The sequence below is a fragment of the Cutibacterium equinum genome, assembly GCF_028021195.1.
Lineage (GTDB): Bacteria > Actinomycetota > Actinomycetes > Propionibacteriales > Propionibacteriaceae > Cutibacterium > Cutibacterium equinum.
This window is the reverse complement of sequence record NZ_CP115668.1, coordinates 911,471-936,403: the sequence shown is the minus strand read 5'-3', so window position 1 is coordinate 936,403 and position 24,933 is coordinate 911,471. Positions and strand designations below refer to the sequence as shown.

23 protein-coding genes are annotated in these 24,933 nt (G+C 64.1%); 8 read left to right on the top strand and 15 right to left on the bottom strand.

The window, feature by feature from the left end:
- Nucleotides 1-46: 46 nt before the first annotated feature.
- On the top strand, nucleotides 47-769 hold the full coding sequence (locus O6R08_RS04270; protein WP_271419235.1) for an ABC transporter permease: 723 nt from the start codon (nucleotides 47-49) through the stop codon (nucleotides 767-769).
- Nucleotides 770-901: 132 nt separating this feature from the next.
- On the opposite strand, the gene O6R08_RS04265 is transcribed toward O6R08_RS04270, so the two are convergent.
- The 4 genes from O6R08_RS04265 to dusB all read right to left on the bottom strand — a co-directional run bounded on the left by O6R08_RS04265 (nucleotide 902) and on the right by dusB (nucleotide 5,406).
- Nucleotides 902-1,546: a hypothetical protein gene (locus tag O6R08_RS04265; protein ID WP_271418883.1), complete on the bottom strand. Its 645-nt coding sequence runs from the start codon at nucleotides 1,544-1,546 to the stop codon at nucleotides 902-904.
- A 2-nt stretch (nucleotides 1,547-1,548) separates the two neighbouring features.
- Nucleotides 1,549-2,913 (bottom strand): hypothetical protein, encoded by a 1,365-nt coding sequence (locus O6R08_RS04260; RefSeq protein ID WP_271418882.1) that lies wholly within the window; start codon nucleotides 2,911-2,913, stop codon nucleotides 1,549-1,551.
- 258 nt (nucleotides 2,914-3,171) lie between these two features.
- Complete coding sequence (locus O6R08_RS04255) at nucleotides 3,172-4,290, bottom strand: HD domain-containing protein (RefSeq protein ID WP_271418881.1); 1,119 nt, start codon at nucleotides 4,288-4,290, stop codon at nucleotides 3,172-3,174.
- Nucleotides 4,291-4,338: 48 nt separating this feature from the next.
- Nucleotides 4,339-5,406, bottom strand: a complete 1,068-nt coding sequence (gene dusB, locus O6R08_RS04250; protein WP_271419234.1) for a tRNA dihydrouridine synthase DusB — start codon at nucleotides 5,404-5,406, stop codon at nucleotides 4,339-4,341.
- Nucleotides 5,407-5,621: 215 nt separating this feature from the next.
- Between dusB and bluB the strand changes: the two genes are divergently transcribed.
- Nucleotides 5,622-7,388 carry a 5,6-dimethylbenzimidazole synthase gene (bluB, locus tag O6R08_RS04245; protein ID WP_271418880.1) on the top strand — a complete coding sequence of 589 codons (1,767 nt, stop codon included), beginning with the start codon at nucleotides 5,622-5,624 and terminating at the stop codon, nucleotides 7,386-7,388.
- Between the two features lie 110 nt (nucleotides 7,389-7,498).
- On the opposite strand, the gene O6R08_RS04240 is transcribed toward bluB, so the two are convergent.
- The 4 genes from O6R08_RS04240 to O6R08_RS04225 all read right to left on the bottom strand — a co-directional run bounded on the left by O6R08_RS04240 (nucleotide 7,499) and on the right by O6R08_RS04225 (nucleotide 12,682).
- A complete protein-coding gene (locus O6R08_RS04240; protein WP_271418879.1) occupies nucleotides 7,499-8,257 on the bottom strand; it encodes a succinate dehydrogenase/fumarate reductase iron-sulfur subunit in 759 nt (252 codons plus the stop codon).
- Nucleotides 8,254-10,401, bottom strand: a complete 2,148-nt coding sequence (locus O6R08_RS04235) for a fumarate reductase/succinate dehydrogenase flavoprotein subunit (RefSeq protein ID WP_271418878.1) — start codon at nucleotides 10,399-10,401, stop codon at nucleotides 8,254-8,256. Before O6R08_RS04235 ends, O6R08_RS04240 begins: the two co-directional genes overlap by 4 nt.
- Nucleotides 10,398-11,057 (bottom strand): succinate dehydrogenase cytochrome b subunit, encoded by a 660-nt coding sequence (locus O6R08_RS04230; protein ID WP_271418877.1) that lies wholly within the window; start codon nucleotides 11,055-11,057, stop codon nucleotides 10,398-10,400. Before O6R08_RS04230 ends, O6R08_RS04235 begins: the two co-directional genes overlap by 4 nt.
- Before the next feature lie 233 nt (nucleotides 11,058-11,290).
- The gene (locus O6R08_RS04225; protein ID WP_271418876.1) at nucleotides 11,291-12,682 is read right to left on the bottom strand and encodes a glycine--tRNA ligase; all 1,392 of its coding nucleotides are present in this window, start codon (nucleotides 12,680-12,682) and stop codon (nucleotides 11,291-11,293) included.
- 230 nt (nucleotides 12,683-12,912) lie between these two features.
- On the opposite strand from O6R08_RS04225, the gene O6R08_RS04220 reads away from it, so the two are divergent.
- Complete coding sequence (locus O6R08_RS04220) at nucleotides 12,913-13,320, top strand: Fur family transcriptional regulator (RefSeq protein WP_271419233.1); 408 nt, start codon at nucleotides 12,913-12,915, stop codon at nucleotides 13,318-13,320.
- On the opposite strand, the gene O6R08_RS04215 is transcribed toward O6R08_RS04220, so the two are convergent.
- Nucleotides 13,321-13,992, bottom strand: a complete 672-nt coding sequence (locus O6R08_RS04215; RefSeq protein ID WP_271418875.1) for a response regulator — start codon at nucleotides 13,990-13,992, stop codon at nucleotides 13,321-13,323.
- Nucleotides 13,993-14,328: 336 nt separating this feature from the next.
- Here O6R08_RS04215 and O6R08_RS04210 point away from each other — a divergent pair, with 336 nt between their 5' ends.
- A complete protein-coding gene (locus tag O6R08_RS04210; protein ID WP_271418874.1) occupies nucleotides 14,329-14,511 on the top strand; it encodes a hypothetical protein in 183 nt (60 codons plus the stop codon).
- A gap of 36 nt (nucleotides 14,512-14,547) precedes the next feature.
- Entirely contained in the window at nucleotides 14,548-15,723 is a 1,176-nt protein-coding gene (locus O6R08_RS04205; RefSeq protein ID WP_408640132.1) for a sensor histidine kinase, read from the top strand.
- A gap of 10 nt (nucleotides 15,724-15,733) precedes the next feature.
- Here the strand turns inward: O6R08_RS04205 and recO are convergent, their stop codons facing one another.
- Complete coding sequence (gene recO, locus O6R08_RS04200) at nucleotides 15,734-16,474, bottom strand: DNA repair protein RecO (protein ID WP_271418872.1); 741 nt, start codon at nucleotides 16,472-16,474, stop codon at nucleotides 15,734-15,736.
- Between the two features lie 142 nt (nucleotides 16,475-16,616).
- Here recO and O6R08_RS04195 point away from each other — a divergent pair, with 142 nt between their 5' ends.
- Nucleotides 16,617-17,282, top strand: a complete 666-nt coding sequence (locus O6R08_RS04195) for a hypothetical protein (RefSeq protein WP_271418871.1) — start codon at nucleotides 16,617-16,619, stop codon at nucleotides 17,280-17,282.
- 161 nt (nucleotides 17,283-17,443) lie between these two features.
- Nucleotides 17,444-18,139, top strand: coding sequence for an isoprenyl transferase (locus O6R08_RS04190; protein ID WP_271419232.1), 696 nt, complete (start codon nucleotides 17,444-17,446; stop codon nucleotides 18,137-18,139).
- A gap of 29 nt (nucleotides 18,140-18,168) precedes the next feature.
- On the opposite strand, the gene leuA is transcribed toward O6R08_RS04190, so the two are convergent.
- Genes leuA through O6R08_RS04165 form a run of 5 tightly spaced genes read right to left on the bottom strand, consistent with a single transcriptional unit; the run spans nucleotide 18,169 to nucleotide 23,660 of the window.
- Complete coding sequence (leuA, locus tag O6R08_RS04185) at nucleotides 18,169-19,893, bottom strand: 2-isopropylmalate synthase (RefSeq protein WP_271418870.1); 1,725 nt, start codon at nucleotides 19,891-19,893, stop codon at nucleotides 18,169-18,171.
- A gap of 39 nt (nucleotides 19,894-19,932) precedes the next feature.
- Complete coding sequence (gene era / locus O6R08_RS04180; RefSeq protein ID WP_271418869.1) at nucleotides 19,933-20,955, bottom strand: GTPase Era; 1,023 nt, start codon at nucleotides 20,953-20,955, stop codon at nucleotides 19,933-19,935.
- Nucleotides 20,948-22,246, bottom strand: a complete 1,299-nt coding sequence (locus O6R08_RS04175; RefSeq protein WP_271418868.1) for a hemolysin family protein — start codon at nucleotides 22,244-22,246, stop codon at nucleotides 20,948-20,950. The genes era and O6R08_RS04175 overlap by 8 nt, the downstream gene beginning before the upstream one ends.
- Entirely contained in the window at nucleotides 22,243-22,710 is a 468-nt protein-coding gene (gene ybeY, locus O6R08_RS04170) for an rRNA maturation RNase YbeY (RefSeq protein WP_271418867.1), read from the bottom strand. Before ybeY ends, O6R08_RS04175 begins: the two co-directional genes overlap by 4 nt.
- On the bottom strand, nucleotides 22,707-23,660 hold the full coding sequence (locus O6R08_RS04165) for a PhoH family protein (RefSeq protein ID WP_271419231.1): 954 nt from the start codon (nucleotides 23,658-23,660) through the stop codon (nucleotides 22,707-22,709). The genes ybeY and O6R08_RS04165 overlap by 4 nt, the downstream gene beginning before the upstream one ends.
- Before the next feature lie 177 nt (nucleotides 23,661-23,837).
- Between O6R08_RS04165 and O6R08_RS04160 the strand changes: the two genes are divergently transcribed.
- On the top strand, nucleotides 23,838-24,926 hold the full coding sequence (locus O6R08_RS04160; protein ID WP_271418866.1) for a phosphotransferase: 1,089 nt from the start codon (nucleotides 23,838-23,840) through the stop codon (nucleotides 24,924-24,926).
- The last annotated feature ends 7 nt before the right edge of the window (nucleotides 24,927-24,933 follow it).

The following is a 24,933-nucleotide window of genomic DNA, read 5'->3' as shown; positions in this document are numbered from 1 at the left end:
ACTCTGCGCCGTGACCGTGAACCCCACATGGCAACTCGCATTGGCGATCGTGCTGCTCGTGGTGCTGACCGTCGCCGCCTCGCTTGTTGGACGGCTGGGCATCGCAAAAGCCTCTGTGGTGGCGTCGATCCGCGCTGTCGTACAGCTCGGCATCGTCTCATTCGTGCTCGTCTATGCCCTCTCCCACCTGTGGGCTGCCTGCCTGTTCACCCTGTTGATGTTTGCCATCGCAGTCCGCACGACGGCGAATCGCTCCGGAGTTGACAAGGCGTGGATATGGGCTGCGGTATCCATGTTTGCCGGTGTGAGCCCGGTCCTCCTCATCATCTTCGCGACGGGTTGCGCACCGTTTAGCCCTGCCTCCCTCATCCCGGTGGCCGGCATCATCATCGGCAACATCATGAGCGGTCACACCCTGGCCTGCCGTCGTTTCTTTGCTGATCTGCGCGAGGGTATCGGCATCTTCGAGGCCGGTCTGGCCGTCGGTTTCCCACGTCATGACGCCATCGCTTTAGTCACTGAGCCGAGCGTCACCGAATCGGTGCTGCCCACTGTCGACCGCACCGCGACCGTCGGCCTGGTGACCTTGCCGGGCGCCTTCGTCGGTGTGCTGCTCGGTGGCGGCTCGGCTCTCCAGGCCGGCGCCGCCCAAGCCCTCGTCCTCATCGGCATCTTGGCGGGTCAGGTCGTCACCGTGGTCGTGGCCCATGACCTGGTCACGAGGGCCAAGCTGCTACCCGAGGACCTTGCCGGCAAGCTTCACCCGTGAACCGGTAGGCCCCCGCACGGCCCCGTGGCGAGATGCGCGCCGGGATGTGTCAGCCGCGCCCACGACAGGGAGGGACCCCACCAAATTCGGCGGAATCCCTCCTTGTTGTCTGGCTGGCGACGACGGTTGCGCTCAGAGTGTGCGCGTACCGCCAAGAACCTCGGGCGACTGGAACTCGGTGTAGGTGGGCACCGAGGCGTCGGTGATGATTCGGGCGATGAATTGCAGCGAGGCGAGGTTGGACGTTTCGGCGCCGGGGGCGAGACCCCAGGTGAGTTCGGTGGTCACAGATTGCCCTTTCTCCATGGCGCAGCCCAGCGCCATCGTCGTCTGACGGGTGTCGGGGGATTGGAACTTCAGAGCATTCACCGGCCTGCCTGTGGCGTCAACAGCCTTCGCGCTCAGCGCAGTGAGGCTATTGGCATTAGGGCGGACGATACCGCTGGCATCCAGGCTGGCGGCTGTGATGCCGACGCTGGTGCCAGCAGGCAGCTCGGTGGGGCCGACGTTGGCGATGGTGAGCTTCGTTGGCGCAGCCAGGCGAGTCCCGCCACTGAGGGTAATCTCCTCGGGCTTGGAGAAACTGAGCCTCAGGCTCGAGTCCTTCCACTTGGGGGATTCCATGCGGCCCTGGTCGACGGGATCGGTGGCCGCGCAACTCAGCGGATTCACGGGCGTACTCGCCGCGAAGGCGGGCACGGTCACCGCTGCGGTGACGGCAGGAACAGACCATGCGATGCCCTGAACAACGGTGCGGCGTTTGATGTTGGTGGTCATGTTCACGCTCCCATCGAGATTCGGAGGATGCGGCTGATGGTTCCCTGCCACCACACGCCGTCCTTGATGACGCCGACCATTTCGAGCGTGTCAGAGCTGCCGATCATCGCCTTTCCTGGCTGCTCCACCCGGTGCAGGGTCTCGCCGGTTTCCATGTCGATGGCCAAGGCAAAGATGGGGTCGATCCCCAAGAAACCACGTCCGCGCTCGCAGGTGTAGATGATGTTGTCGGGCGCACAGTAGCGCGGCACCGCCGAGGAGTAGACGTCATCGCGCTTCCAGACGTTGACGAGCCCCTTCTCGGTGATGTCCCAGCGTTCCATGCCAGGCGCAAACGGGGCACTCTTGGGCACGGAGGTGCCGGCGCCGTCAGGGTATTTCGGGTAGGGGTAGCCGTAAGTGGAGGCGCCGATGATGGTGTTCCCGATGCCAATCATCGAGTTCTCCGTGCCGGACTTGCCGGGCTGGAAGAGCTTCGCCGAGCCAATGAGCTTGCCGTCGGCCACCCGGTAGACGATCACCGACTCTTGGTCGTCGGCGTTGTCGGAGAGCATGACGTAATCGGAGCCGTTGGGTCCGAAGAACGTCGGCGAGGCACCCGATCCCCACGCGAGCTGACCGGGTTTGCGGTGGTTGCCACGGTCATAGGAGTGGGACCACGAAATCTGAGGCCGGCCCATCTCGTCGGCGTGGAGCTGATAGATCCCGTGGGAGGTGATGATGTTCACCCCGTCTGGGCTGGAGGAGATGGAGTTGTCGACGACCTCGGTAGTGGCGAACTGTTGCAGCTTCGTGGCACGGATCATGCCGCGCTCGAAATCCACCACGATGGTCAACGCATTCTTCGAGGCCAGCCAGATGCGGCCCTGCCAGTCGGGGGTGAGGCCCACGATCTGGTCGCCTCGAAGCACGGACGAGAGGTCGAAACGGGAATCGATGTGCAGATTACCGCCCCCGGCATCGTGGGCCACCCGGATCAGGGTGGAGGTGCCGTCGACAAGCACCATGCGGTTGGCGTTGTCGATGTAGGCGTACACGCCGCCGAGCAGTGCCCCCTTGGGGAGGTTCAGATCATCGATCGGTGTGCCGTCAGCAGAGAGTGTGGCGACATTGGGCTGTAGGGCAATCCCATCCGAGGACACGACCTTTGTGCAGAGCACCTGGACGATGTTGTCCTCGCCCACGAGAATCGTGGGGCAGGCACCGCCCATCTTGATCTCTTTGGTGACCCACCGCTGTCCGGGGCCGGGAACGCCCGGGCCACGCATAGGGCTGGCGTCGGAGGCTTGCGCGTCACAGTGCATCGTGGCGCTACCGGCGGGACCCAAATATGGGTTCTTTTGGGCGTTGTACGAGATACCGGCCATAGGGAAAGCTCCCTTCCTAGGGGGCAAGAACGACAAGGGGGTAACGGATCTATGAGCCGGGAATTACCTTATCAGCCTCGGGTTCAGCCGATTCTGCAGGGGTGAGCCAGGGCGGCACAGGCGTTCATCAGCCCGCATGACCTCACCGCCTCCGCCGTCGACGAAACTGCAGCCGACACTCATTCAACGGTCACCGGATCAGGACATCGGTGCACCATCTCGAAGCTCTTGTTCTCCTACGTAACACTCGAGTGCCCGTCAGAAGCCCCGACCCATCCCCTTGGGAAGCCGGCTGCGGTCCCATCCCAATAATTCGGTGGCTTGGGAGAAAGCGAACTGATCGGTCATTCCGCCCACGTATGCCACGACCTGGTGGATTCTGTCGGCGTCGGTCTGGAGGAATTCTGCCGGGACCACGTCGATGTGGCTCTGGTAGTACGCGACCAGCCCGTGGAGAACCTCGACAACTGCCTCTGCCTGCCCTAGTGACTCGGGCCGGGTGTAGATCCGCTCGTAGTTGAAAGCCCGGAGGGCCGCCAGGGCCTCGGCAACATCGGCAGCCATCCCCACCTGCCCCGTCTCACACGTGGTGTCGATGACCGAACGAATGAATACCGACAGCTGGGTACGTCGGTCCGTGCCTGCCACCTCGACGACGACCTCCGGCAGGTCCGCCACGGTGACGATCCCCGCCTTGATGGCGTCCTCCAGATCATGGGCGCAGTAGGCGATCCGGTCAGCGAAGGAGACGACCTCTCCCTCCACGGTGCTGGGAGCCGGACGCGACCAGGAGTGGTTACGGATACCGTCCAGGGTCTCGGCGCACAGATTGAGGCTGGCCAAGCTGACGTCGGCCCCCCACGGCCCGTGATCGAAACCCTCCGGGATGAAGGCGTCGAAGGCCTGCTCCGAGGCGTGACCTCCCGGGCCGTGGCCACAGTCGTGGCCCAGCGCCATGGCGTCGGCCAAGGTGACATTGGCGCCGATGCCGACCGCGATGGACCGGGCCACCTGGGCCACCTCAAGGGCGTGGGTCAGCCGAGTGCGCTGGTGATCAGTGGGATGGACGACGACCTGAGTCTTGCCAGCCAGCCGTCGAAACGAGGTCGAGTGGACGATGCGATCGCGATCCCTTTCAAAGCAGGTCCGCTGCGGGTCCGGCTCCTCGGCAATGGCACGATTCCCCGCCCCGTCGGCACGGGTAGCCCCGGGACGCAGCAGGAGGTTCTCCCTCTCCTCGCGCATCTGTCGTCCGACGACCTCTCCGGTCTCGATGCGCGCGCCACCTGACGGGTGAGCATGGACGACGTCACCAACGCCGCGATGACCAGCCATCGTCAAAGCCCAGGCCCGGGTACGTTCTCCCACTTCGGACATGGCTCCATCCTGTCCCACCTCGATCCCCGGGACCAGACCAGGGTGGTCTCAGCCTCCGGACGCGTCGATCTCGGCGGCCGAAAGATCGTCATCGTCAAGGGTGCGCGAATCGAGCCAACCGTGCGGCATGACGACTTTGCGACGCGGGGCCCCTTGCCGCCCGCGGGCCTTGCCAAGCTCTTTGACCGGGAAGGGCGCGTCGTGGTCCAAGGTGGCCAACAGCGCGTCGAGTTCCTCGAAGCTGGAAATCTGACCCAGAGCGTGGCGGGTCTGCCCACCCACCGGGAAACCCTTGAGGTACCAGGCCATGTGCTTGCGCATGTCGACCAGGCCGTGGATTCCCTGGTATTTCACGAGCAATTCGGCGTGACGTCGGATCATCGTGCACACCTCACCCAAGGTCGGCAAGGTGGTCGTGTCACGACCAGCGAAGGCGTCAGCCAGGTCACGGAACAGCCAAGGGCGGCCCAGGCAGCCACGCCCGACCTCGACCCCGGCGCACCCGGTCTGCTCGACCATGGTCATGGCGTCACTGGCCTCCCAGATGTCGCCATTCCCGATGACCGGGACGTCGACAGCCTCGACGAGGTCTCCGATGGCGTCCCAGTGAGAGTGCCCGGCATAGGCCTCGGCTACGGTGCGCGCGTGCAAGCACACCCCAGCGGATCCGGAGTCGACGGCGATGCGGGCAGAGTCGAGATAGGTGATGTGGTCGGGGTCGATGCCGATACGAGTCTTGACGGTGACCGGAACCCCGTGGGCGTCGCCGGCCTGGACGGCAGCGGAGACGACGGCGGCGAACCGGTCACGCTTCCAGGGCAGGACTCCCCCACCACCCTTGCGGGTGACCTTGGGCACCGGGCAGCCGAAATTGAGGTCGACGTGGTTCACCCCGTACTTCTCACACAGGATCGACGTCGCCTCACCGACCATTGCGGGGTCAACCCCGTACAACTGCACCGAGCGCACATCTTCGCAGTCGGCGAAGGCCAGCATGTCGTGGGTCTTGTGATCGCCGTAGACCAGGCCGCGAGAGGTGATCATCTCGCAGACGTAGAGCCCTGCCCCCTGCTCAGCGCACAGCTGACGGAAGGCGGCATTGGTGACGCCGGCCATCGGCGCCAACACCACCGGGGTGTCCACCGACACGGTGCCGCCAGAGGGCGCAGTCAGGGTCAAGGGGTTCAAAGGCACCCGCCCATGGTAGACGTGGCATACCGGGTGAGCCGAACCCGTCGTGCCAGCCCAGATGGCACCTCAACCCATCACCACCCACATCACCACACCATCCCGGCAGCAACCCGCGACAGGCTGACCACTACCCTCGTGCTGTGAGCACCCCTGATGAGACTGCACCCACCAGCCAGCGTTGGGCCCGCCCGATCCCCAAGATCGGCGACACCACCTCCTCGGCCGCCCGCGCCGCCGATCCCGCTGGGTGGTGCCTGGGCGACCAGGTGCAGCAGGGTCTTGACGCCGCCATCGACGCCCGGCGTGACATCCGTCGCTACCGCCACGACGACGTCCCCGAGGACCTCGTCACCACCGTCCTGTGGGCTGGCCACCGCGCCCCCAGCGTCGGTCACAGCCAGCCATGGCGGTTCATCGTGGTACGCGACGCCGACACCCGCGACCGCGCCGCCGTCATGGCCGACCGCCAGAGACTACGTCAGGCCGAGCTGCTGACCCCCGATCGTCGCGCCCGACTTCTTGACCTGCAGCTCGAAGGAATCCGCGAGGCCCCGGTTGGCATCGTGGTGGCCTGCGATCGCCGTACCCCCGCATCCGGAGTGCTGGGGCGCAACACCTTCACCGACGCCGACATGTGGAGTTGCGCCTGCGCCGTGGAGAACATGTGGCTGACGGCCCGTGCGCACGGCCTGGGAATGGGATGGGTGACCCTCTTCGAACCCGAGGAGCTCGCTGCGCTGCTCGGTCTGCCCGAAGGCGTGGAGACCCTGGGATGGTTGTGCCTGGGATGGCCTGATGAACGTCCGCCGGCCCCTGGACTCGAGCGACGTGGCTGGTCCCGACGGCTTCCCCTGTCCGAGGTCACCCTGGCTGATCGTTGGCCTGCTGACGGCCAGCCCGACTCCCCCATCTCCGCCCTCCGGCAGACCCTGCACTCCCCTGACCGTCACCGGGTGGTGGCAGCCCATGACGACGCCGACCAGCTCCTCACTCCGCCCGGCTCCCTCGGTCTGCTCGACCAGACCTTGGATCGCGTCGAGGCAGCAGGTGGAGCCGAGATCACCGGCGGCACCCTCGTCCTCGTCGGAGCTGACCACCCCGTCGCCGATCTGGGTGTGACGGCCTTCGATCCCACCGTCACCCATGACGTCATGGCGGCCTCGGTCGCTGGGACTGGACTTGGCGTCTCGACGGCCACCGCCGCTGGGCTGTCCCATCTCGTCATCGACGCGGGGGTCGCCCAGCCGGTGGCCGGGGCCCGGTCCATGCGCGTTCCAGGCCGCCGCGGCGACCTCCTCCACACCGACGCCATGTCCCCCACCCAGGTCGAGGCCCTGCTGCGCGACGGTCAAGCTCTGGGCAAGGAGGCTGCCGAGGCGGGCCTGGTGTGTCTGGGAGAGGTTGGTGTCGCAAACACCACTGTCGCCACTGCCCTGGCCTGCGCCCTGGCCGACCTGGACCCCAAAAAGGCCGTTGGTCTGGGGGCTGGCAGCGACACCGCCATGGTTGAGCGCAAGGCTGAGGTCATCACGGCTGCGCTGGCGCGTGCTCATGCAACCCCTGACGACCCCGAGCATCTTCTGGCAGCTCTCGGTGGACCCGAGTTCGTCGTGCTCGCGGGGGTGTGTCTGGGAGCGGCGCAGACCGGATCCCCCATCGTGTTGGACGGGTTGGCCACCAGCATCGCTGCCCTCATCGCCGCGACCCTGGCCCCCGGTCTCCACGGCTGGCTCGTCGCCTCCCATGTTTCCCGGGAACACGCTCACCAAGCTGTTCTCGCCGAGCTTGGGCTGGAGCCCCTCATGGCACTGCGGATGCGGGCCGGTGAGGGGGTCGGCGCCTGTCTGGGAGCCCAGACGATCCTCACCGGTCTGCAGGTGCGACGCACCGCAGCGCGCACGCACTGAGGATTACCAGACGCCGCTGTCTCGAGGCCAGGTTTGCTGGGGGCACTGAACCACCCCGACTAACGGTCGTTAGGCCAACGCCTCGAGGCCAAGTTTGCTGGAGGCGCTGGTCAGTTGTCCTTGCTGCGCGCTCCCCGGAACCCGGCACGCCAGCGCTCCCGGTTGACCCGGGCGACGGCGACCAGCGGGATGCTGACCGGGCACGCCTCGACGCATTCTCCGTACAAGGAGCAGGGGCCGAAGTTCTCGTCGAGGGCGTTGACCATGCGACGGGCTCGCTTCGAGCGTTCCTGGCGACCTTGGGGCATCATCGCCAGGTGTGACAGCTTCGCACCGGCAAAGAGCATGGCTGCACCGTTGGGGCAGGCGGCCACGCAGGCTCCGCACCCGATGCAGGAGGCGAAGTCGAGGGCCTGCTCGGCCTCCTTGTGGGGCTGAGGTATCGAGTCGGCGTCGGGAGCAGTTCCGGTCATGACGTCGACGGTTCCCCCGGCTTGCACGAGGCGATCCAGGCTCGTTCGGTCGATGGCCAGGTCACGGATGACCGGGAAGGCTGCCGAGCGGAAGGGCTCGATCTTGAAGTGGGTGATGTGGGGGAAGGCCCTCAGGTGTTGACGACACGCCGGGGTGTTGGGCAGCGGCCCGTGTGGTTTGCCGTTGACGACAAATCCGCAGCAGCCGCACACTCCCTCTCGGCAGTCGGACTCGAAGACGATCGGATCACCGCCATTGTCGATGATCTGGTCGTTGAGCCGGTCGAGCAGTTCGAGGATGCTCCATTGCGGCTCGGCGTCCTCGACGACGTGGCGTTCGAAATGTCCCTTGGCGTTCGGGCCGTCCTGACGCCAAATATCCAGTGTCACCCTCATCGGTAATCCCTCACCTGCAGATCGATCAACGAGAACGTCAGTGGTTCGCTGTGACGAACGTGGGTGCCGTCGGGTCGTGTCTCCCATGCCGACACCGTGCACCAGTCGTCATCGTTGCGTTTGGCCTCGCCAGCCTCGGTGGCGTATTCGGTGCGGAAGTGCGCGCCCGCCGATTCCCGGCGGTCCAAGGCGTCGAGGATCATGACCTCGCCGAGTTCGATGAAGTCAGCGACCCGGCCCGCCTTTTCCAGCTCTTGGTTGAGCCGGTCGCCGCTTCCGACGACCTTGACGTCGCGCCAGAACTCGTCTCGCAGTTGACGCACCTTGGACAGCCCCTCGAGCAGACCGGCCTCATCACGGGAGACTCCGCAGTGCTCGTAGAGGATGTCACCGAGCGCGCGATGGAACCACTCCGGGCGGTGCGTACCGCCACAGTTGAGCAGGGCTTCAGTGCGCTTGTGAACCCTGTCGATGGCCGCGCTGACTTCGGGGGCGTCCAGGGGCAGCACCGGTTTCCCGACGAATCCGGCCAGATAGTTCGGCACTGCCAGTGGCAGGGTGAACCACCCGTCGACGCTGGCCGACAGCAGGGAGTTGGCCCCCAGCCGGTTGGCGCCGTGGTAGTTGTTCGAGGCCTCGCCGCCGACGAACAGCCCCGGGATGGTGCTCATCTGGTCGTAGTCGACCCACAGGCCGCCCATCGTGAAGTGGGCTCCGGGGGCGATACGCATCGGCATCTCGTAGGGATTCTCCCCGGTGGCATCGAGGTACATGTCGAACAGGTTGCCGTAGCGCTCGGCAATGGTCTCCTTGCCCAGGCGCTGGATGGCGTCCCGGAAGTCCAGGTACACCGAGTTCTTGAGCGGGCCGACGCCGTGGCCGCTGTCGATCTGGGTTCGGGCGTTGCGGGAGGCGACGTCTCGGGGCGTCAGGTTGCCGAAGGCGGGGTATTTGCGCTCCAGGTAGTAGTCGCGTTCCTCTTCGGGGATGTCATTGGCCGGACGGTCGTCGCCGGCCTTCTTCGGCACCCAGATCCGGCCGTCATTGCGCAGCGACTCACTCATGAGGGTCGTCTTGGACTGCCAGTGGGTGCTGACGGGCAGGGCTGTCGGGTGGAACTGCACGAAGCAGGGGCTGGCGAAGTAGGCCCCTTGACGGTGGGCTCGCCAGGTCGCGGTGGCGTTGGATCCCTTGGCGAGGGTGGACCAGTGGTAGACCGACCCGTATCCGCCGGTGCACAGGATGACGACGTGGGCCGTCCATGCCTTGATCTCACCGGTGAGGAGGTCACGGGTGACAATGCCTTGAGCCTTGCCGTCAGCGACGATGAGGTCGAGCATTTCGGTGCGGTTGTGCATCGTCACCGAGCCAGCGTCGATCTGCGCCTGGAGGGCCTGAGAGCAGGCCACCTCGAGCTGCTGGCCGGTCTCGCCGCGGGTGTAATAGGTTCGAGAGACCTGGACTCCACCGAAGGATCGGGTGGCCAGCTGGCCCCCGTACTCGCGGGCAAACGGGGCGCCGATGGCGTACATGTGGTCGATGACCCGGACCGACTCGGTGCCAAGTCGAACGACGTCGGCCTCACGTCCTCGGTAGTCGCCACCCTTGACGGTGTCCTTGACGAATCTCTTGAGAGAGTCGCCGTCAACCTTGCGGGCGCGAGCGGCGTTGATGCCTCCCTGGGCTGCCACCGAGTGGGCCCGACGTGGGGAGTCGTGGAAGCAGAAGGCATCGACGTGGTAACCGAGCTGGCCCAGGGTTGCCGCGACTCCGGACCCCGCCAGTCCGGTTCCCACGACGATGACGTTCATCTTGCGACGGTTGGCGGGGTTGACCAGTTTGTACTCGCTTTGACGACGGGTCCACGCGGTCAGTGGGTCGCCGTCGGGAGCCTTGCCGTCCACGTCGTCACCGACGAGGTATCCGGCCTTCTTCTGGGCTGGCCCCAGGGTGTCGCGGGCCTTGGCGCCCTTGCTGACGACTCGCCGTGGCGCCTTCGCCTCGGCCCGACACATCTGGGGCCGTTCGGCCTTGACCACGGTTGTGGCCGTCTCGTCGCCGGCCTCCTCACCGTGGCGACCGACAATCTTCCTGAGAGATGTCTTGGCGAGAGGTTTCTTGATGGCATCGATGACGTTTTTCATGAGATCACCCCGGCGAGAATGAGCATGGGAAGTGCGCCGTTGCACACCACGATGGCCAGTGCGATGAGCAGGCCGATCACCGTCCAGATGACACGCAGGCGACGGCCGGTTCCGCCGAAATCGTTGATGGTGTTGCGCACACCTTGGCAGATGTGCAACCCGATGATGACCATGACGACGGTGTAGAAGGTCGCCATCCACGGGCGCGACAGGCTGGCGATGAGGTTCTGGTACGCGCTGATCTGGATGTCGGGGGTTCCCTCATTGACCGGAGCGCGGAAGGATGAGGACGCGACACCCTTGCCCAAGGTCAGGTCGAGGATGTGCACCACGATGAAGGCCAGGATGACCAGGCCCGACAGCACCATCGTGCGGGCTCCCCATCCCAGCGTCTTCATGTTGTGCCGGGAGAACCGTCCGCGGGCTCGTCGTCCTCGTGCCCAGATCGTCAGGGCGGCCCACACATGCAGGACCAGACAGACCAGCAGGACGATCCGGAAGCACCACAGCACTCCGCCTATGGGAAACAGCGGGTACAAGATCGTGCGGAGGAACTGCGCGTAGGCGTTGTAATCGCCTGGGCCCATGAAGGCCTTGAGGTTTCCGACCATGTGAACGAAGACGAACAATGCGAAGATCGTCCCCGTAATGGCCATGATCAATTTCAGTGTGACATTGGAGGGACGCGCTGCGCTGTGCGCATGAATGGCTACAGCATCCCCCCGTCGTTCACGTCCACGTCGCTGTCGAACGTCAGGCACGCTCATGGAGTCATCACCCTTTCGCTGCTGTCCCAACAGACTAAAGGATGACGTTTTCGCCGAATACACCGGGGTCGGGGTATCCCCACTGGATACCCCGACCCCCTCAGCTTGATCGAACCAAACGATCAGCAGCCAAGCAGCTTTCCTGCGAGGAACTCCTCGACCTTGTCGATGCCGATACGCTCCTGACCCATCGAGTCGCGCTCACGAATCGTCACAGCATCATCCTCGAGGGAATCAAAGTCAACAGTGATGCAGAACGGAGTACCGATCTCATCCTGACGGCGATAACGCTTGCCGATGGCCTGAGCATCATCGAAATCAACATTCCAATGCTGACGCAGACGAGCCGCCAAATCCCGAGCCTTCGGAGACAGGTCAGAGTTACGACTCAGCGGCAACACGGCAGCCTTCACCGGAGACAGACGCGGATCCAACTTGAGGACGGTGCGCTTGTCGACCCCGCCCTTGGCATTCGGGGCCTCATCCTCGGTATAAGCGTCAACCATGAAGGCCATGAGCGAGCGGGTCAGACCAGCCGCCGGCTCAATGACATAAGGCAGGTAGCGCTTGTTGTTGGCCTGGTCGAAGTACGACAGGTCCTTGCCGGAGTGCTTCGAGTGGGTGCCCAGGTCGAAGTCGGTGCGGTTGGCAATACCCTCGAGCTCGCCCCAGTCGGAGCCAGCGAACCCGAACTTGTACTCGATGTCGACGGTGCGCTTCGAGTAGTGGGAGAGCTTCTCCTTGGGATGCTCGTAGTGACGCAGATTGTCCGGGTTGATGCCGAGGTCGGTGTACCAGGCCGTGCGGGTGTCGATCCAGTACTGGTGCCACTCCTCGTCGGTGCCGGGCTCGACGAAGAACTCCATCTCCATCTGCTCGAACTCACGGGTGCGGAAGATGAAGTTACCGGGGGTGATCTCGTTGCGGAAGGACTTACCGGTCTGGGCAATACCGAAGGGCGGCTTCTTGCGAGCGCTGGTGAGCACGTTCTGGAAGTTGACGAAAATACCCTGAGCGGTCTCGGGGCGCAGGTAGTGCAGACCAGACTCGTCCTCGACCGGGCCGAGGTAGGTCTTGAGCATCATGTTGAAGTCGCGAGGCTCGGTCCACTGGCCCTTGTTGCCACAGTTGGGGCAGTGGATCTCCTCCAGCGGGACAGAGTCCGGATCGTCAATCCCGTGCTTGGCGGCGTGGCCCTCCTGAAGGTGGTCAGCACGCATGCGCTTGTGGCAGGCCAGGCACTCGGTCAGCGGATCGTTGAAGACGCCGACGTGACCGGATGCAACCCACACCTCGCGGGGCAGGATGACCGAGGAGTCGAGCCCGACGACGTCGTCGCGACGGGTGACCATGTAACGCCACCATTGCCTCTTGATGTTCTCCTTGAGCTCGACGCCGAATGGGCCGTAATCCCAGGCGGCGCGCGTGCCGCCGTAAATCTCGCCGCAGGGGAACACGAATCCGCGACGTTTGCAGAGGTTGATGACGTTGTCGAGTGTGCTGGTGGAGGCCATGGCCGTCCCTTTCTTCCAAGTCCTCATTGGAGTGGACACCCGGATGGTGCCCACGCGGGCAGCGCCACCGACGGATGTGCAGCTCCGGGCAGCGAGGCCACGGACCAGCCTACAGGTGAACCCCCAGAGCAATGACCACCCAACCGGCCTCACAGCGGCCAAACGTGTTCCCACAAGCGGTTGGGGGTACATTTGAGCCAATTCCATGCCCAAGCAGTGAGGTGATCACAGTGGAGAATAGGCGGCGCACGACCAAACAGCGCCTTGCCATTCGTGCCCTGTTTGACGACGAGTCCTTCTTCCTGACGTCCCAGCAAGTCCACGACCAGCTGAAGGAGCGCGGGGAGCAGGTCGGTCTGGCCACGGTGTACCGAAATTTGCAGACGATGGCCGAGGATGGCGAGCTCGATGCCATCCGCTCCGAGGACGGTGAGATGACCTATCGGCGCTGTTCCTCGGTTCACCACCACCACCTGGTGTGCCGCAATTGTGGCAAGGCCGTCGAGATCAGCTCGGACAAGATCGTGGAGGACTGGGCGCGCGACATCGCCGCCGCGCACGGGTTCAGTGAGACCGGTCACGAACTGGAGTTGTTCGGGATCTGCTCGGATTGCTCAGCGCAGCGCGCGGACTCCTGATCAGCGACGCAGCCGAGGGGTTGCCAGCCCCAGCTCGCAGGCTCGCACCAGCACCTCGAGTCGGCTGCGCACACCCAACTTCTTCGCCAGGTGACCAATGCGCTGTTTGACGGCGGACTCGCTGAGGCACAGTTCTTCGGCGATGGCAGCGTTGGACAATCCCTCGGCAAGCAGCTTGAGCACAGCACTGTCGGACTCGGACAGTTCCACCGGGGCCAAGTCAACCTGGCGTGTCTCATTGTCCTTGGACTGCGCCGCGAAGGCCTCGACCACCCCTCGAGCAATCTCCGGGGAGACGCTCACCTGACCGGCCATGACAGCGCGTACTCCGGCGATGACGGCCTCTGGCTCGGACTCCTTGAGGAGGTATCCGGCCGCGCCGGCAAGGATGGCCTCGACGACGATGTCTCGACGAGCGAAGGTCGTCAAGGCGACGACGCGCACCGAAGGATGACGTGAGACGATCATGCGAGTCGCCGTCAGACCGTCCATCTCGGGCATCTTGAGATCCATGAGGACAACGTCGGGCTCCAGCTCGTCGACGAGCTCGACGGCTTCACGGCCGTTGGAGGCCTGACCGACAACCTCCATGTCCTCAAGGCGGGAGAAATAGCCAGCCAGGGCCTGCCTCATGATCGGATGATCGTCAGTGACGACGAGTCGAACTGACATCGCACCTCCCTATGCTTTAGCTGGAAGCCATTGTCTCCTGGCCGGGGGAATGACCACAAGGGTGAGAGCTTCCAGCGCTCAACCATGTACCGCCATCAGCCCGAGCTAGCCGGACCACCTCGCGGACCTCCATCCTCGCACGTGAGAACAGTTCACGAGCAGCTCGTTACCAAAATCACGCCCTCGATGGCCAAACGTCCACAATGTGGAAGCAGCCGTGCCCATACGGTCGGGAAAACCCGGCACGACGCGGGGTCTCTCACTGACGTCATTTTTGGTGACCTCCCTTGCTGGAAGAGCGTTGGAGATGGCCCTGCGAGGAGATACCCTTCTCCCATGAAGAAACTCATCACAGCCGCCTTGGCTGCCCTGACCATCACATCCTTCTCCATCGCCGCCCCCGCCCAGGCTGCTCCGACATCCGCTTCCCTTCAGCACCGTGTCTCCACCCAGACCGGCACCCAGACCCAGGGACTCATGTTCGCGTTCTGCGACTACTACCCCAGTTGGTGCGACTGATTCATTTTCCCGTTCATTCATGGGGATTCGTCACATATGACCACCGGTTCAACGACACGACATCCCCATAGCAGCGAAGGTCACCTCAGCCGAAATATCAGCGTGGCTGCAGTTGCCATCACCTTTCTTGTGCTGTCCGGGATCGACGACCTGCGACTTTTTATCCAGGCCGGCGATCACCCGGGCACACTTGCAGTGGCTGTGGGGGTCTATGTTCTCAGCATCATCGCTTTACTGTGCTCCAAATGGCCCCAGGTACAGGAACTCTTACTTCTCATTGCACTCCTCGGTTGTGTCGTCGTCGGGAAGGCTCCTCTCGGCCCACCCATTCTCGGCTTGCTGGCATTCGTGGCAGGCCAACATGGCCTGAAACGCCACTGGACGCCCATTGTCCTCGGCGTCGTCGTCATAACACTGCGGTCAGTTTTCCATTCACACACGGCGCAATGGACCTCCGCCTTATTCGTCGCCATCGCCGCTGCTAGCATTGGAGCCGCCTTGGGGTCCGCCTTTCGCTGGCTCGACGGTCGTCGGGAGCAAGCTGAGGAGCAGGCAGCCGACGCCCTTGAACAGGCAGCCCACGCCCGAGAGGAAGAGCGCCAACAGTTGGCAGCCGAACTCCACGACGTCGTGGCCAAGGACCTCACCGTCATCACGATGCTGGCAGGTTCCCTGCGTCTCAACACGGCCGATGAGAGCGTCATCGATGCGTCGAAATCCATCGAGACGACCTCGCGGACAGCCCTCGACGACCTTCAGCGTCTCCTCCTGGTGCTGCGCAACCAGAATCTTCCGCTGGTGTCCTCCCCGACCCACGAGGACTCCGTCGAGGCCACCGTGGCAGCGATGGTGACACGGCTGGAAACCTTGGGATGGAAAGTCGAGTCGTCGGTTGAATGCGAACCGATGCCCGTGAGCGTTTCCGACGCCGTCAACCGAATCCTCGACGAGTCGACGGCAAACGCCATCAAACACAATGGCCCGGCCACCGTAAAGATCATTGTCCGTGACGACGGCGATGATGTCGTCGTCACCGTGTCCAACCCCGTCACTGACTCTGACATTGAACCCGTCCGTTCCACCGGAATGGGTATTGCGCGACTCAAAGAACGCGTCTCCTTGCTGCGCGGAGAAATCTCCATTGGCCTACACAACGGCTGGTGGGTCGTCGATGCACGAATCCCGCGAGCCAAACCCGTTCGCGAAAACTGACCAGACCGAGTCAACGTTCCAGGAAAGGCAACGAACGCAGTCCTCGATCCATGTGCCAGGACACGAAGGCAGCGACGAGGCCCGATCCTTCCCGAATCCTCGGCCACGTCACCTCACGGGTAGCGGGCCAATCCCCCACCAGCAGCGCCCGCAGGTAGGCGATGGTCTCCTCATGGGGGTGTGGCGTGCCGGGTGGCTGACAGGTGATGCACACCACCCCTCCCAGGCTGGGCGAGAACCCAGGGTGCGGTCCGGGAGCTCCACAACGCACACAATCGACCAGATCAGGGGCATACCCCGACGCCGACAAGGAGCGCAGCAGATAGGAGTCCAACACCATCTCAGGGGGACGCGGACCGTCTGTCGTCCCCTGACCAAGAACCCGCAACCCGCCGGCAAGCAATCGATACTGGGCCGGAGCCGGCTCCCGGTCCACTGGGACCAAGTGATCGGCCGCCTCGACCATGACCTCTGCGGCCGTGAAGAGCCGATAGTCCTGGCGCAATGGTGCCGAATACGGGTGAAGACATTCCACCTGGGCGACGACATCGAGGTTTCGTCCCTGCACCAACTGCAGATCGACAAGATTGAAAGGGTCCAGTCGGGCCCCGAATTTGCTCGAGGTACGGCGCACCCCCCTGGCCACTGCGCGAATCTTGCCGTGCTCCCGAGACAGCATGGAGACGATACGATCAGCTTCGCCCAGCTTGTGCGTGCGCAGGACGACGGCTTGGTCGCGGTAGGTGGGCATGACACCCATTGTCTCCCCGTCACCGTGCGCACACGAAAATACTGCTCAACGATCTTTGGGCACCTCCGTCAGGGGTGTCCGGCGACACTGGGAGCGCCCCACCCAGTAACGTTGTCGCGAACCCTGCCCTAGGAGAAGCCCCATGGACACCTTTGTCGCGCTGCTGAGCAGCGTGTGGTACCTGGTACTCCTGGCAGCCATCAGCCCGGTCATGATCCTCAATGCCAGCGTCGCCGTGCACGGCCAGGAACACAACTACGGCTGGGCCTTCGTGTCTGGGGCGGGTCTGGTGATCGGCGCCATCGGCATCACGAGTTTCGGCTTACTGGGAAATGGCGCCACCGACTTCGCCTCCCGTCAGTTGGCCTCCCACACCGTCGACCGGGTACTGGGCATTCTGCTCTTCCTCTTCGGCTGTCACCTGGCATGGAAGAAATGGGGCTCCCATCGCGTCCAGACATTCCGGCGCAAGAAATCGGCAGGTCCCCGATCCACGGGCTTCCACGGCATGTTCACCTGGGGTGCTCTCGGCATGGCCACCAATTTCACGACGATTCCGCTGTTCATCTCCTCCAGCCAGCGCATTGGAACAGCCGCGCTGCCCCTCATCGTGCGCATCCTCACCTTCATCGTCTCGTGGTGGATCGTCCTCATTCCGGCATGGCTGCCGGTCGTCGTCGATCGTGTGCGACCCAATTCCTCGGGTATCTCCGGACGCACCCGAGAACGGGTCAATCATTGGACCAGTATCGCCTCGATCATCACCTGTCTCTGCTCGGGAATCATCATCGTCGCGACGACCCTGTGACGGTGGGGACAGGCCCACCAGACGAGTACGACCCCACTACGCTGTGACCCATGGCCCACACCACACCGCGACCCCCGAAGCGCGGCCCCCTGCCGCATCCGTCCGGAGCTCGTCCTCCGGAACTGCCGCCCGACCTCATCCCCCAGCATGTCGCCATCGTCATGGACGGCAACGGTCGGTGGGCCAAGCAGCGCGGTCTCAAACGCACCGAGGGGCATGCCCGTGGCGAGGATGCCCTCTTTGACGTCATCGAGGGAGCCATCGAGATGGGCATCCCCTACCTGAGCGCCTACGCCTTCTCCACCGAGAACTGGAAGCGCTCCCCCGACGAGGTGCGTTGGTTGATGGGGTTCAACCGTGACGTCATCCATCGCCGCCGCGACCAGCTTGACGCCATGGGAGTGCGTATCCGATGGGCCGGCCGTCGTCCCAAGTTGTGGAAGTCGGTCCTCAAGGAGCTGGAGTCGGCTGAGCAGCAGTCAGCCGACAACACCGTGCTCACCCTGCAGTTCTGCGTGAATTACGGCGGTCGCGCTGAGATCGTCGACGCGGTGCGTGACGTTGCAAGGCTGGCGGCCGAGGGAAAGATCGACCCGGATCACATCACCGAGAAGACCTTCCGCACCCACCTCGACGAGCCGGAGATTCCCGACGTCGACCTGTTCTGGCGCTCCTCCGGAGAGCAGCGGACCTCGAACTTCCTGCTGTGGCAGTCGGCCTACGCCGAGATGGTGTTCTCCGACGTGCTGTGGCCCGACGTGGACCGTCGAGACCTGTGGGATGCTGTCGTGGAGTACGCGAAGCGGGACCGCAGGTTCGGTGGGGCCATCCCCAACGAGGTCACCCCCACCACCTGATCTGCTGGTCGTCACTGGCCGACCACACGTCAGCGACGGGAGCGATTCACTGCGCTGACAACGGCTTTCAGGGATGCCTGAGTGATGTCGGGATCGATTCCGACACCCCAGAGGATCTGCGAGGTCTCCCCGTCACCAACCTCGCACTCAACATAGGCGGCGGCCTTCGCAGCGCCACCCGAGGTCATGGCGTGCTCGCAGTAGTCGAGCACCTGCACAGCGACGTCGAGGCAGGACAAGGCGTCGATGAAGGCAGAGACCGCGCCGTTGCCCTCACCGTGGATCTGGGTTTGTGTGCCGTTGATCCGCAGGTTCGCGGTGAGTTGGTAGGTCCCAGACTCCGTCGAGGTCGTCTGGCTGGCCAGCTCAATACCGGGCACCTGCAAGTACTCGCGGTTGAACAGGTCCCAGATCTCGTCGTGGGAGACCTCGCGGGCCTGGTCATCGGTGTAGGTCTGCACCGCGCGGGAGAACTCGATCTGCAGACGAGGCGGCAGGTCGACCTGGTGCTCGGTCTTCATGAGGTATGCCATGCCACCCTTGCCGGACTGACTGTTGACGCGGATGACGGCCTCATAACTACGGCCCAGATCGTGCGGGTCGACGGGCAGGTAAGGAGCCTGCCAGTCGATCTCGTGGACGTCGATCCCCTGCTCCTCGGCGCGCCGAGTCAGATCTTCCAGCCCCTTCTTGATGGCGTCCTGGTGAGAGCCGGAGAAGGCGGTGAAAACCAGATCTCCCGAGTACGGCTGACGGGCCGGGACCGGCAAACCGGTGCAGTACTCGACGGTGCGTCGAATCGTGGGCAGGTCGGAGAAGTCGATGCCGGCGTCAACCCCCTGGCTGACGAGGTTCACGCCCAAGGTGACCAGGTCAACGTTGCCGGTGCGCTCGCCGTGACCGAACAGGCAGCCCTCAACGCGGTCGGCACCGGCCATCTGCGCGAACTCGGCGGCCGCGACAGCGGTGCCACGGTCGTTGTGGGGGTGCAGGGAGACGCACACGTTCTCGCGGTCGCGGATGGTGCGGCAGAAATACTCGACCTGGTCGGCGTAGATGTTCGGGGTGCTCATCTCGACGGTGGCCGGAAGATTGAGAATGATCTGGCGGTCGGGGCCGGGCTGCCACACGTCCATGACGCCATGACAGACCTCGATGGCGAAGTCTGTGGGAGTCTGGCTGAACATCTCCGGTGAGTACTCATAGCCGAACTCGACGTCATCGAGGTACTTCTCGGCGTACGTGACGACCCACTCGGTGCCGCAACGGGCCATGTCAATGCACTGGTTCTCGTCGATCGTGAACACGACGCGGCGGAAGAGTTCGGCCACCGCGTTGTACATGTGGATGGTGGCGCGGTGGGCGCCGATCAAGCTCTGCGCAGTGCGCTCAATGAGGTCCTCACGAGCCTGGGTCAGGACCGAGATGGTGACGTCATCGGGGATGATGCCGGACTCGATGACCTGACGGACGAAGTCGAAATCAGCCTGGGACGCGGATGGGAAACCGATCTCGATCTCCTTGTAACCCATCTCGACGAGCAGCTCGAACATGCGCATCTTGCGAGCCGGAGTCATGGGGTCGACAAGGGCCTGGTTGCCGTCCCGCAGATCGGTGGACAACCAGCGAGGGGCATGGTCCAAGGTCTTGTCAGGCCAGGTGCGATCATCCAGCTTCTGGGCGACGAAGGGCTTGTAACGACCGATGGGCATGGAGCTGGTCAGCTGGCAGGGGCGAGGCTGAATTCGCGTCATCGGTAGTGGTCTCTTCGAAGGTGAGGGCCGGGATCGGTCTCAGAACCCCAGCCGGTTGAGGTACTTGGGGTCGGACTGCCAGTTCGGCAGCACCTTGACCTGGAGGTCCAGGTGAATCGGGGTTCCCAGGAGAGCAGAGATCTGTTGGCGAGCCTGGGTGCCGACTTCCTTGATGTGAGATCCGCGGTGGCCGATCATGATTCCCTTCTGGGATTCACGCTCGACGATGAGGGATGCGTGGACATCAAGCAGCGGGCGGTCCTCCGGTCGTCCCTCGCGCAGGCCCATTTCCACGATTTCCACGGCCAGTGAGTGCGGGAGCTCCTCGCGCACTCCTTCCAGGGCTGCTTCTCGGATGAGCTCGGCGACGAGGGTCTCGGTCGGCTCGTCGGTGACCTCGCCGTCAGGGTAGTAGGCCGGCCCCTCGGGCAGCAGGGATGTGATCGCGTCGTGGACCTCATCGACCTGCTCACCGGAGACCGCTGAGCAGGGGATGATCTCGGCAAACTCGATGCCGACCTCCTCCTGCAGCTTGTCAATGGCCGTGAGGTGCTGCGCCATTCGAGCCGAGGACACGAGGTCCGACTTGGTTGCCAAGGCAATGAGGGCAGGCTTCTTGGGCAGGTCTGCGATCTGCGTGACGAGGTAGGTGTCCCCCGGCCCGATCCGCTGGTTGGAGGGCAGGCACACCCCGATGACGTCGACCTGGGTCCAGGTGTCGAAGACGAGATCGTTGAGCCGCTGTCCCAGAAGGGTGCGCGGCTTGTGGAGTCCTGGGGTGTCGATGACGACGATCTGGGAATCCTCGTCGGTGACGACCCCACGGATGACGTGGCGGGTGGTCTGAGGCTTCGAGGAAGCGATGGCAATCTTGGATCCGACCAGGGCATTCGTCAGGGTCGACTTTCCTGCATTGGGGCGTCCGACGAAACACACGAACCCGGAGTGGAATCCAGCTCGGGTGGACTCAGCTACCCTGGCAGCCACATAGTCGACGTCGGAGATCTCCTCGTCGTCACCGTCCATGAGTTCGGCCAGTGAGGGCATCTCGTCGTCACTCATCGTCGTCCTCCTCCTTGGGGGTTCCTTCCGGGGCACGCCTCACCAGGCAGGTGTCCACCTGGTGACGTCGACCGGTTGCCTTCTCGGCGGTGATTTCCAGCCCCTCCCAGATGATGACAGATCCGGGGATGGGCACGACAGACAGCTCCTTGGCCATGAGGCCTCCGACGGTCTCGACGTCGTCATCGTCAACCTTGAGGTCGAACAGCTCACCCAGGTCGTCGACCGGCAGGCGCGAGGAGATGCGGAACACCCCGTCCTCGATCTCCTCGGTGAGGGTGGGCTCGGCGTCGTACTCGTCGACGATTTCGCCGACGATCTCCTCGACGATGTCCTCGATCGTCACCAGGCCGGCGGTGCCACCGAACTCGTCGACGACGATGACCAGGTGATTGCGGTCGCGCTGCATTTCGCGCAGCACCTGGTCAACAGGCTTGGAATCGGGGACGACGACCGCCGGACGCATGATCGACTCCACGGTCTCAGCCGCGTACCCGCCCGGATTGTCGAGGACGCGCCGGGAGAGATCCTTGAGGTAGACAACGCCGCGAACATCGTCGAGACCCTCACCAATGACCGGGACCCGAGAGAAACCCGAACGCAGGGCCAAGCTCATGGCCTGACGCAGATTCTTGGACTGCGGAATGAAGACGACGTCGGTGCGCGGGACCATGACCTCCTTGGTGAGAGTATCGCCCAACTCGAAGACCGAGTGGATCATCTCGCGCTCACCGGCCTTGATGAGGTCGGAGGCCTCGGCGTAGTCGACCATCTCGCGCAGCTCGGCCTCGGAGGTGAACGGCCCCTCGGCAAATCCCTTGCCGGGGGTCAACGCATTACCGATGAGAATGAGCAAGGCCGCAACGGGTCCCAGAATCTGGGCCAAGACGCTCCACGGACGCGCCCAGAAGGTGCAGATCGCGCTGTCATGCTGGCGACCCAGGGTACGCGGAGCCACCCCCCAGGCCAGGAAGTCGACGAAGACCATGACCGCCACGACGACGAGCACCTGTTCCCAGAGCACATCAAAATGGCTGAAGATGATCAGGGCGACAAGCGTCGTCGCCGTCGCCTCCGAGATGACCCTCACCAGCATCGCGGTGTTGATGAAGGGAGCCGGGTCGGCCACCATGTCCTGCACTCGCAGGTGAGGCTTGCGCCCGTCGGCGGCCAGCTCCTCGGCCTTGGAGTGGGACATGTGCTGAAGGGCCGTCTCCATGGCCACGTTGAGGCTCGCCAACACCGTGAAGAGGAAGGCGATCGCGACAACGACCCATTCCTGCTGCGTCACCGCTGACCTGCCTGTTCTCGATGATCATCCCATGCGGCGATGATCTGATCGTTGAGTCCGAACATGATCCGCTTCTCGTCGGGTTCGGCGTGGTCGTGACCGAGCAGGTGAAGCAAACCGTGGATGAGGAGGTATTCCGCCTCCCCGTCAGGGGTACGACCGTTCTGTGCGGCCTGCCGAGCTGTGACGGTTGGGCACAGCACGATGTCGCCGAGCAGACCGGAGGGCGGGTCCTCGTCGTTGTCGGGAGCGCGCATCTCGTCCATGGGGAAGCTCAGCACGTCGGTGGGGCCGGGCAGTCCCATGAACTTCTCGTGGTAGGCCGCCATCGTGTCCTCGTCGACGAGGATGATGGACAGCTCCGAGGAGGGGTGGATGCGCAGCCAATCGAGAGCAAAGGTCGCCAGTCCGACGAGCCTCTCCTCATCGGCCGGGGAGCCGGACTCATTGGTGATGTCAATCATCGGGTCTTCCTGTTCTTGCGCGGGTTCCTGGGACTTTGCGGCGCAGTGTCGATGTCATAGCGGTCGTAGGCGGCGACGATTTTGCCGACGAGGCGGTGACGGACGACGTCACGGCTGGTGAGGTTGCAGAAGGCGATGTCGTCAATGCCGTCGAGGATGCCCTGCACCACTCGCAGACCCGAGGTCACCCCGCCGGGAAGGTCAACCTGGGTGATGTCACCGGTGACGACGATCTTGGACCCAAAACCCAGACGGGTGAGGAACATCTTCATCTGCTGAGGTGAGGTGTTCTGCGCCTCGTCGAGGATGACGAAGGCGTCGTTGAGGGTGCGGCCACGCATGTAGGCCAGTGGTGCCACCTCGACGGTGCCGGCTGCCATGAGACGCGGGATGGAGTCCGGGTCGACCATGTCACGCAGCGCGTCGTAGAGCGGGCGCAGGTAGGGGTCGATCTTCTCCGACAGGGTGCCAGGCAGGAAGCCGATCTTCTCCCCCGCCTCAACGGCCGGGCGGGTGAGAAGGATCCGGCTCACCTGTTTGGTCTGGAGGGCCTGCACCGCCTTGGCCATCGCCAGATAGGTCTTGCCCGTGCCAGCAGGGCCGATACCGAAGGTGACGGTGTTGGCGTCAATGGCGTCGACGTAACGCTTCTGGTTGAGGGTCTTGGGGCGGACCGTCTTGCCACGGTTGCTGAGGATGTCGGCCGTCATGATCTCGGCCGGTCCTTCTCCGTTGCGGGTCATCGCGACGATCCGGTCGACGTCGTCAGCCGACAGCCCTTGCCCGGTACGGATGATGGTGATCATCTCGGTGAGGATGTCATTGGCGTCGGCAAGATCGGCAGGATGTCCCGCGAGGTGGATCTCATTGCCCCGTACCAGGATGTCGGCACCCAGAGCGTTCTCGAGATGCTTGAGGAACTCGTCGTTGGGTCCGACCAGGGTGACCATGGGAATGGATGCGGGCACCGTCACGACTCGGCGCGCTGGGCCGTGTGTGCCGATATCGGTGTTGTGGGAGTGCGCGGTGGTGGTCAGGGTTCTCTCCGGGGTGGGGTGAATGTGTACTCTCCCACTGTAGACGGAGCTGACGACTGACTTGATCGCTGCGGTGTTCCGGAGGTGGACATGGGACTGGGCTGGCTCGATGATGCCGCGTTCGTGCTGGGTACGGAGTTGTCCCTCGACGAGGTGCTACGAGACGGGGTGCGCACCAGTGTGGCCCGGTGCTGGGTGGACGGTTCCACCGTGGCCAGTCAGGGAGCCCACACCGTCATTGCCAAGTGTTTTCACTCCAAGGCGATGGCCCACAATTCCGGCGGTTTCGGGATCGTGCGGGAGTGGGCCGGATTGGCGACGATCCCAGGGGCGCCGCAGATGTTGGCCGCCGACCTGGATCTGGGGGTCATCGTCATGGCTGATCTTGGTGAGGTGACGACCCTTGCCGACGTGCTGGGCGGATCTGATCCCGATGCCGCTGTGGAAGCTGGTCGGGCGTGGGGTCGCGGGCTGGGCGCGACGATGCGCGGTGCCGATGTCGCGACCTTCCGGCGCCTCGTCAGGACCGCCGATCCGCAGACCTTGTCGGCTGGCGGTCCGGCATCTCCTCGACTGCCCGGTCGTGGGGCGTCTCGGCTTGCCGATCTGCTCGACGACGGCGTACTCAGCGAGGAGGCGACGGCCGAGGTCGGGCTGTTCGCCGAGCTGGCGGGCGGGGACGATGCCGTCCTCACCCAGGCCGATCCGTGCCCGGGAAACATCGTGATTCCTGCCGATGCCCCCGACGCCACCTTCATCGACTTCGAGGCCAGCAGCGTCCACCACCCAGCGGTCGACGTCGCTCATCTGCAGGTGCCGTGGGTCAGTTGTGACGACTCCGGACAGGTGAACGGGACCTTCCGGGATGCCGCCATGGCTGGGTATCGGGAGGTCGGACCCGCCGTCAGCGACGACATGATTGCCCTGGCTGCGACTGCGGCCACCTTGCAGACGACCGAGTTGTCACTGGAACCATTGCAGCGTCGCGATGCCCCCGGCCGGTTCGGCAGTGGACGTCAGCGTCTGGTCTCACGGTGGCGGTGGGTGGCCGACCATCCGGGGAGGACACCACAGTTGGCCCTCATGTGTGGTCGGGCGGCTGATCTGGCCGTCCAGGAGTGGGGATGGCCATCGGAATTGGAGACGGTCCCCTGTTTTGCGCAGATGACCCGGACATGACACGGGC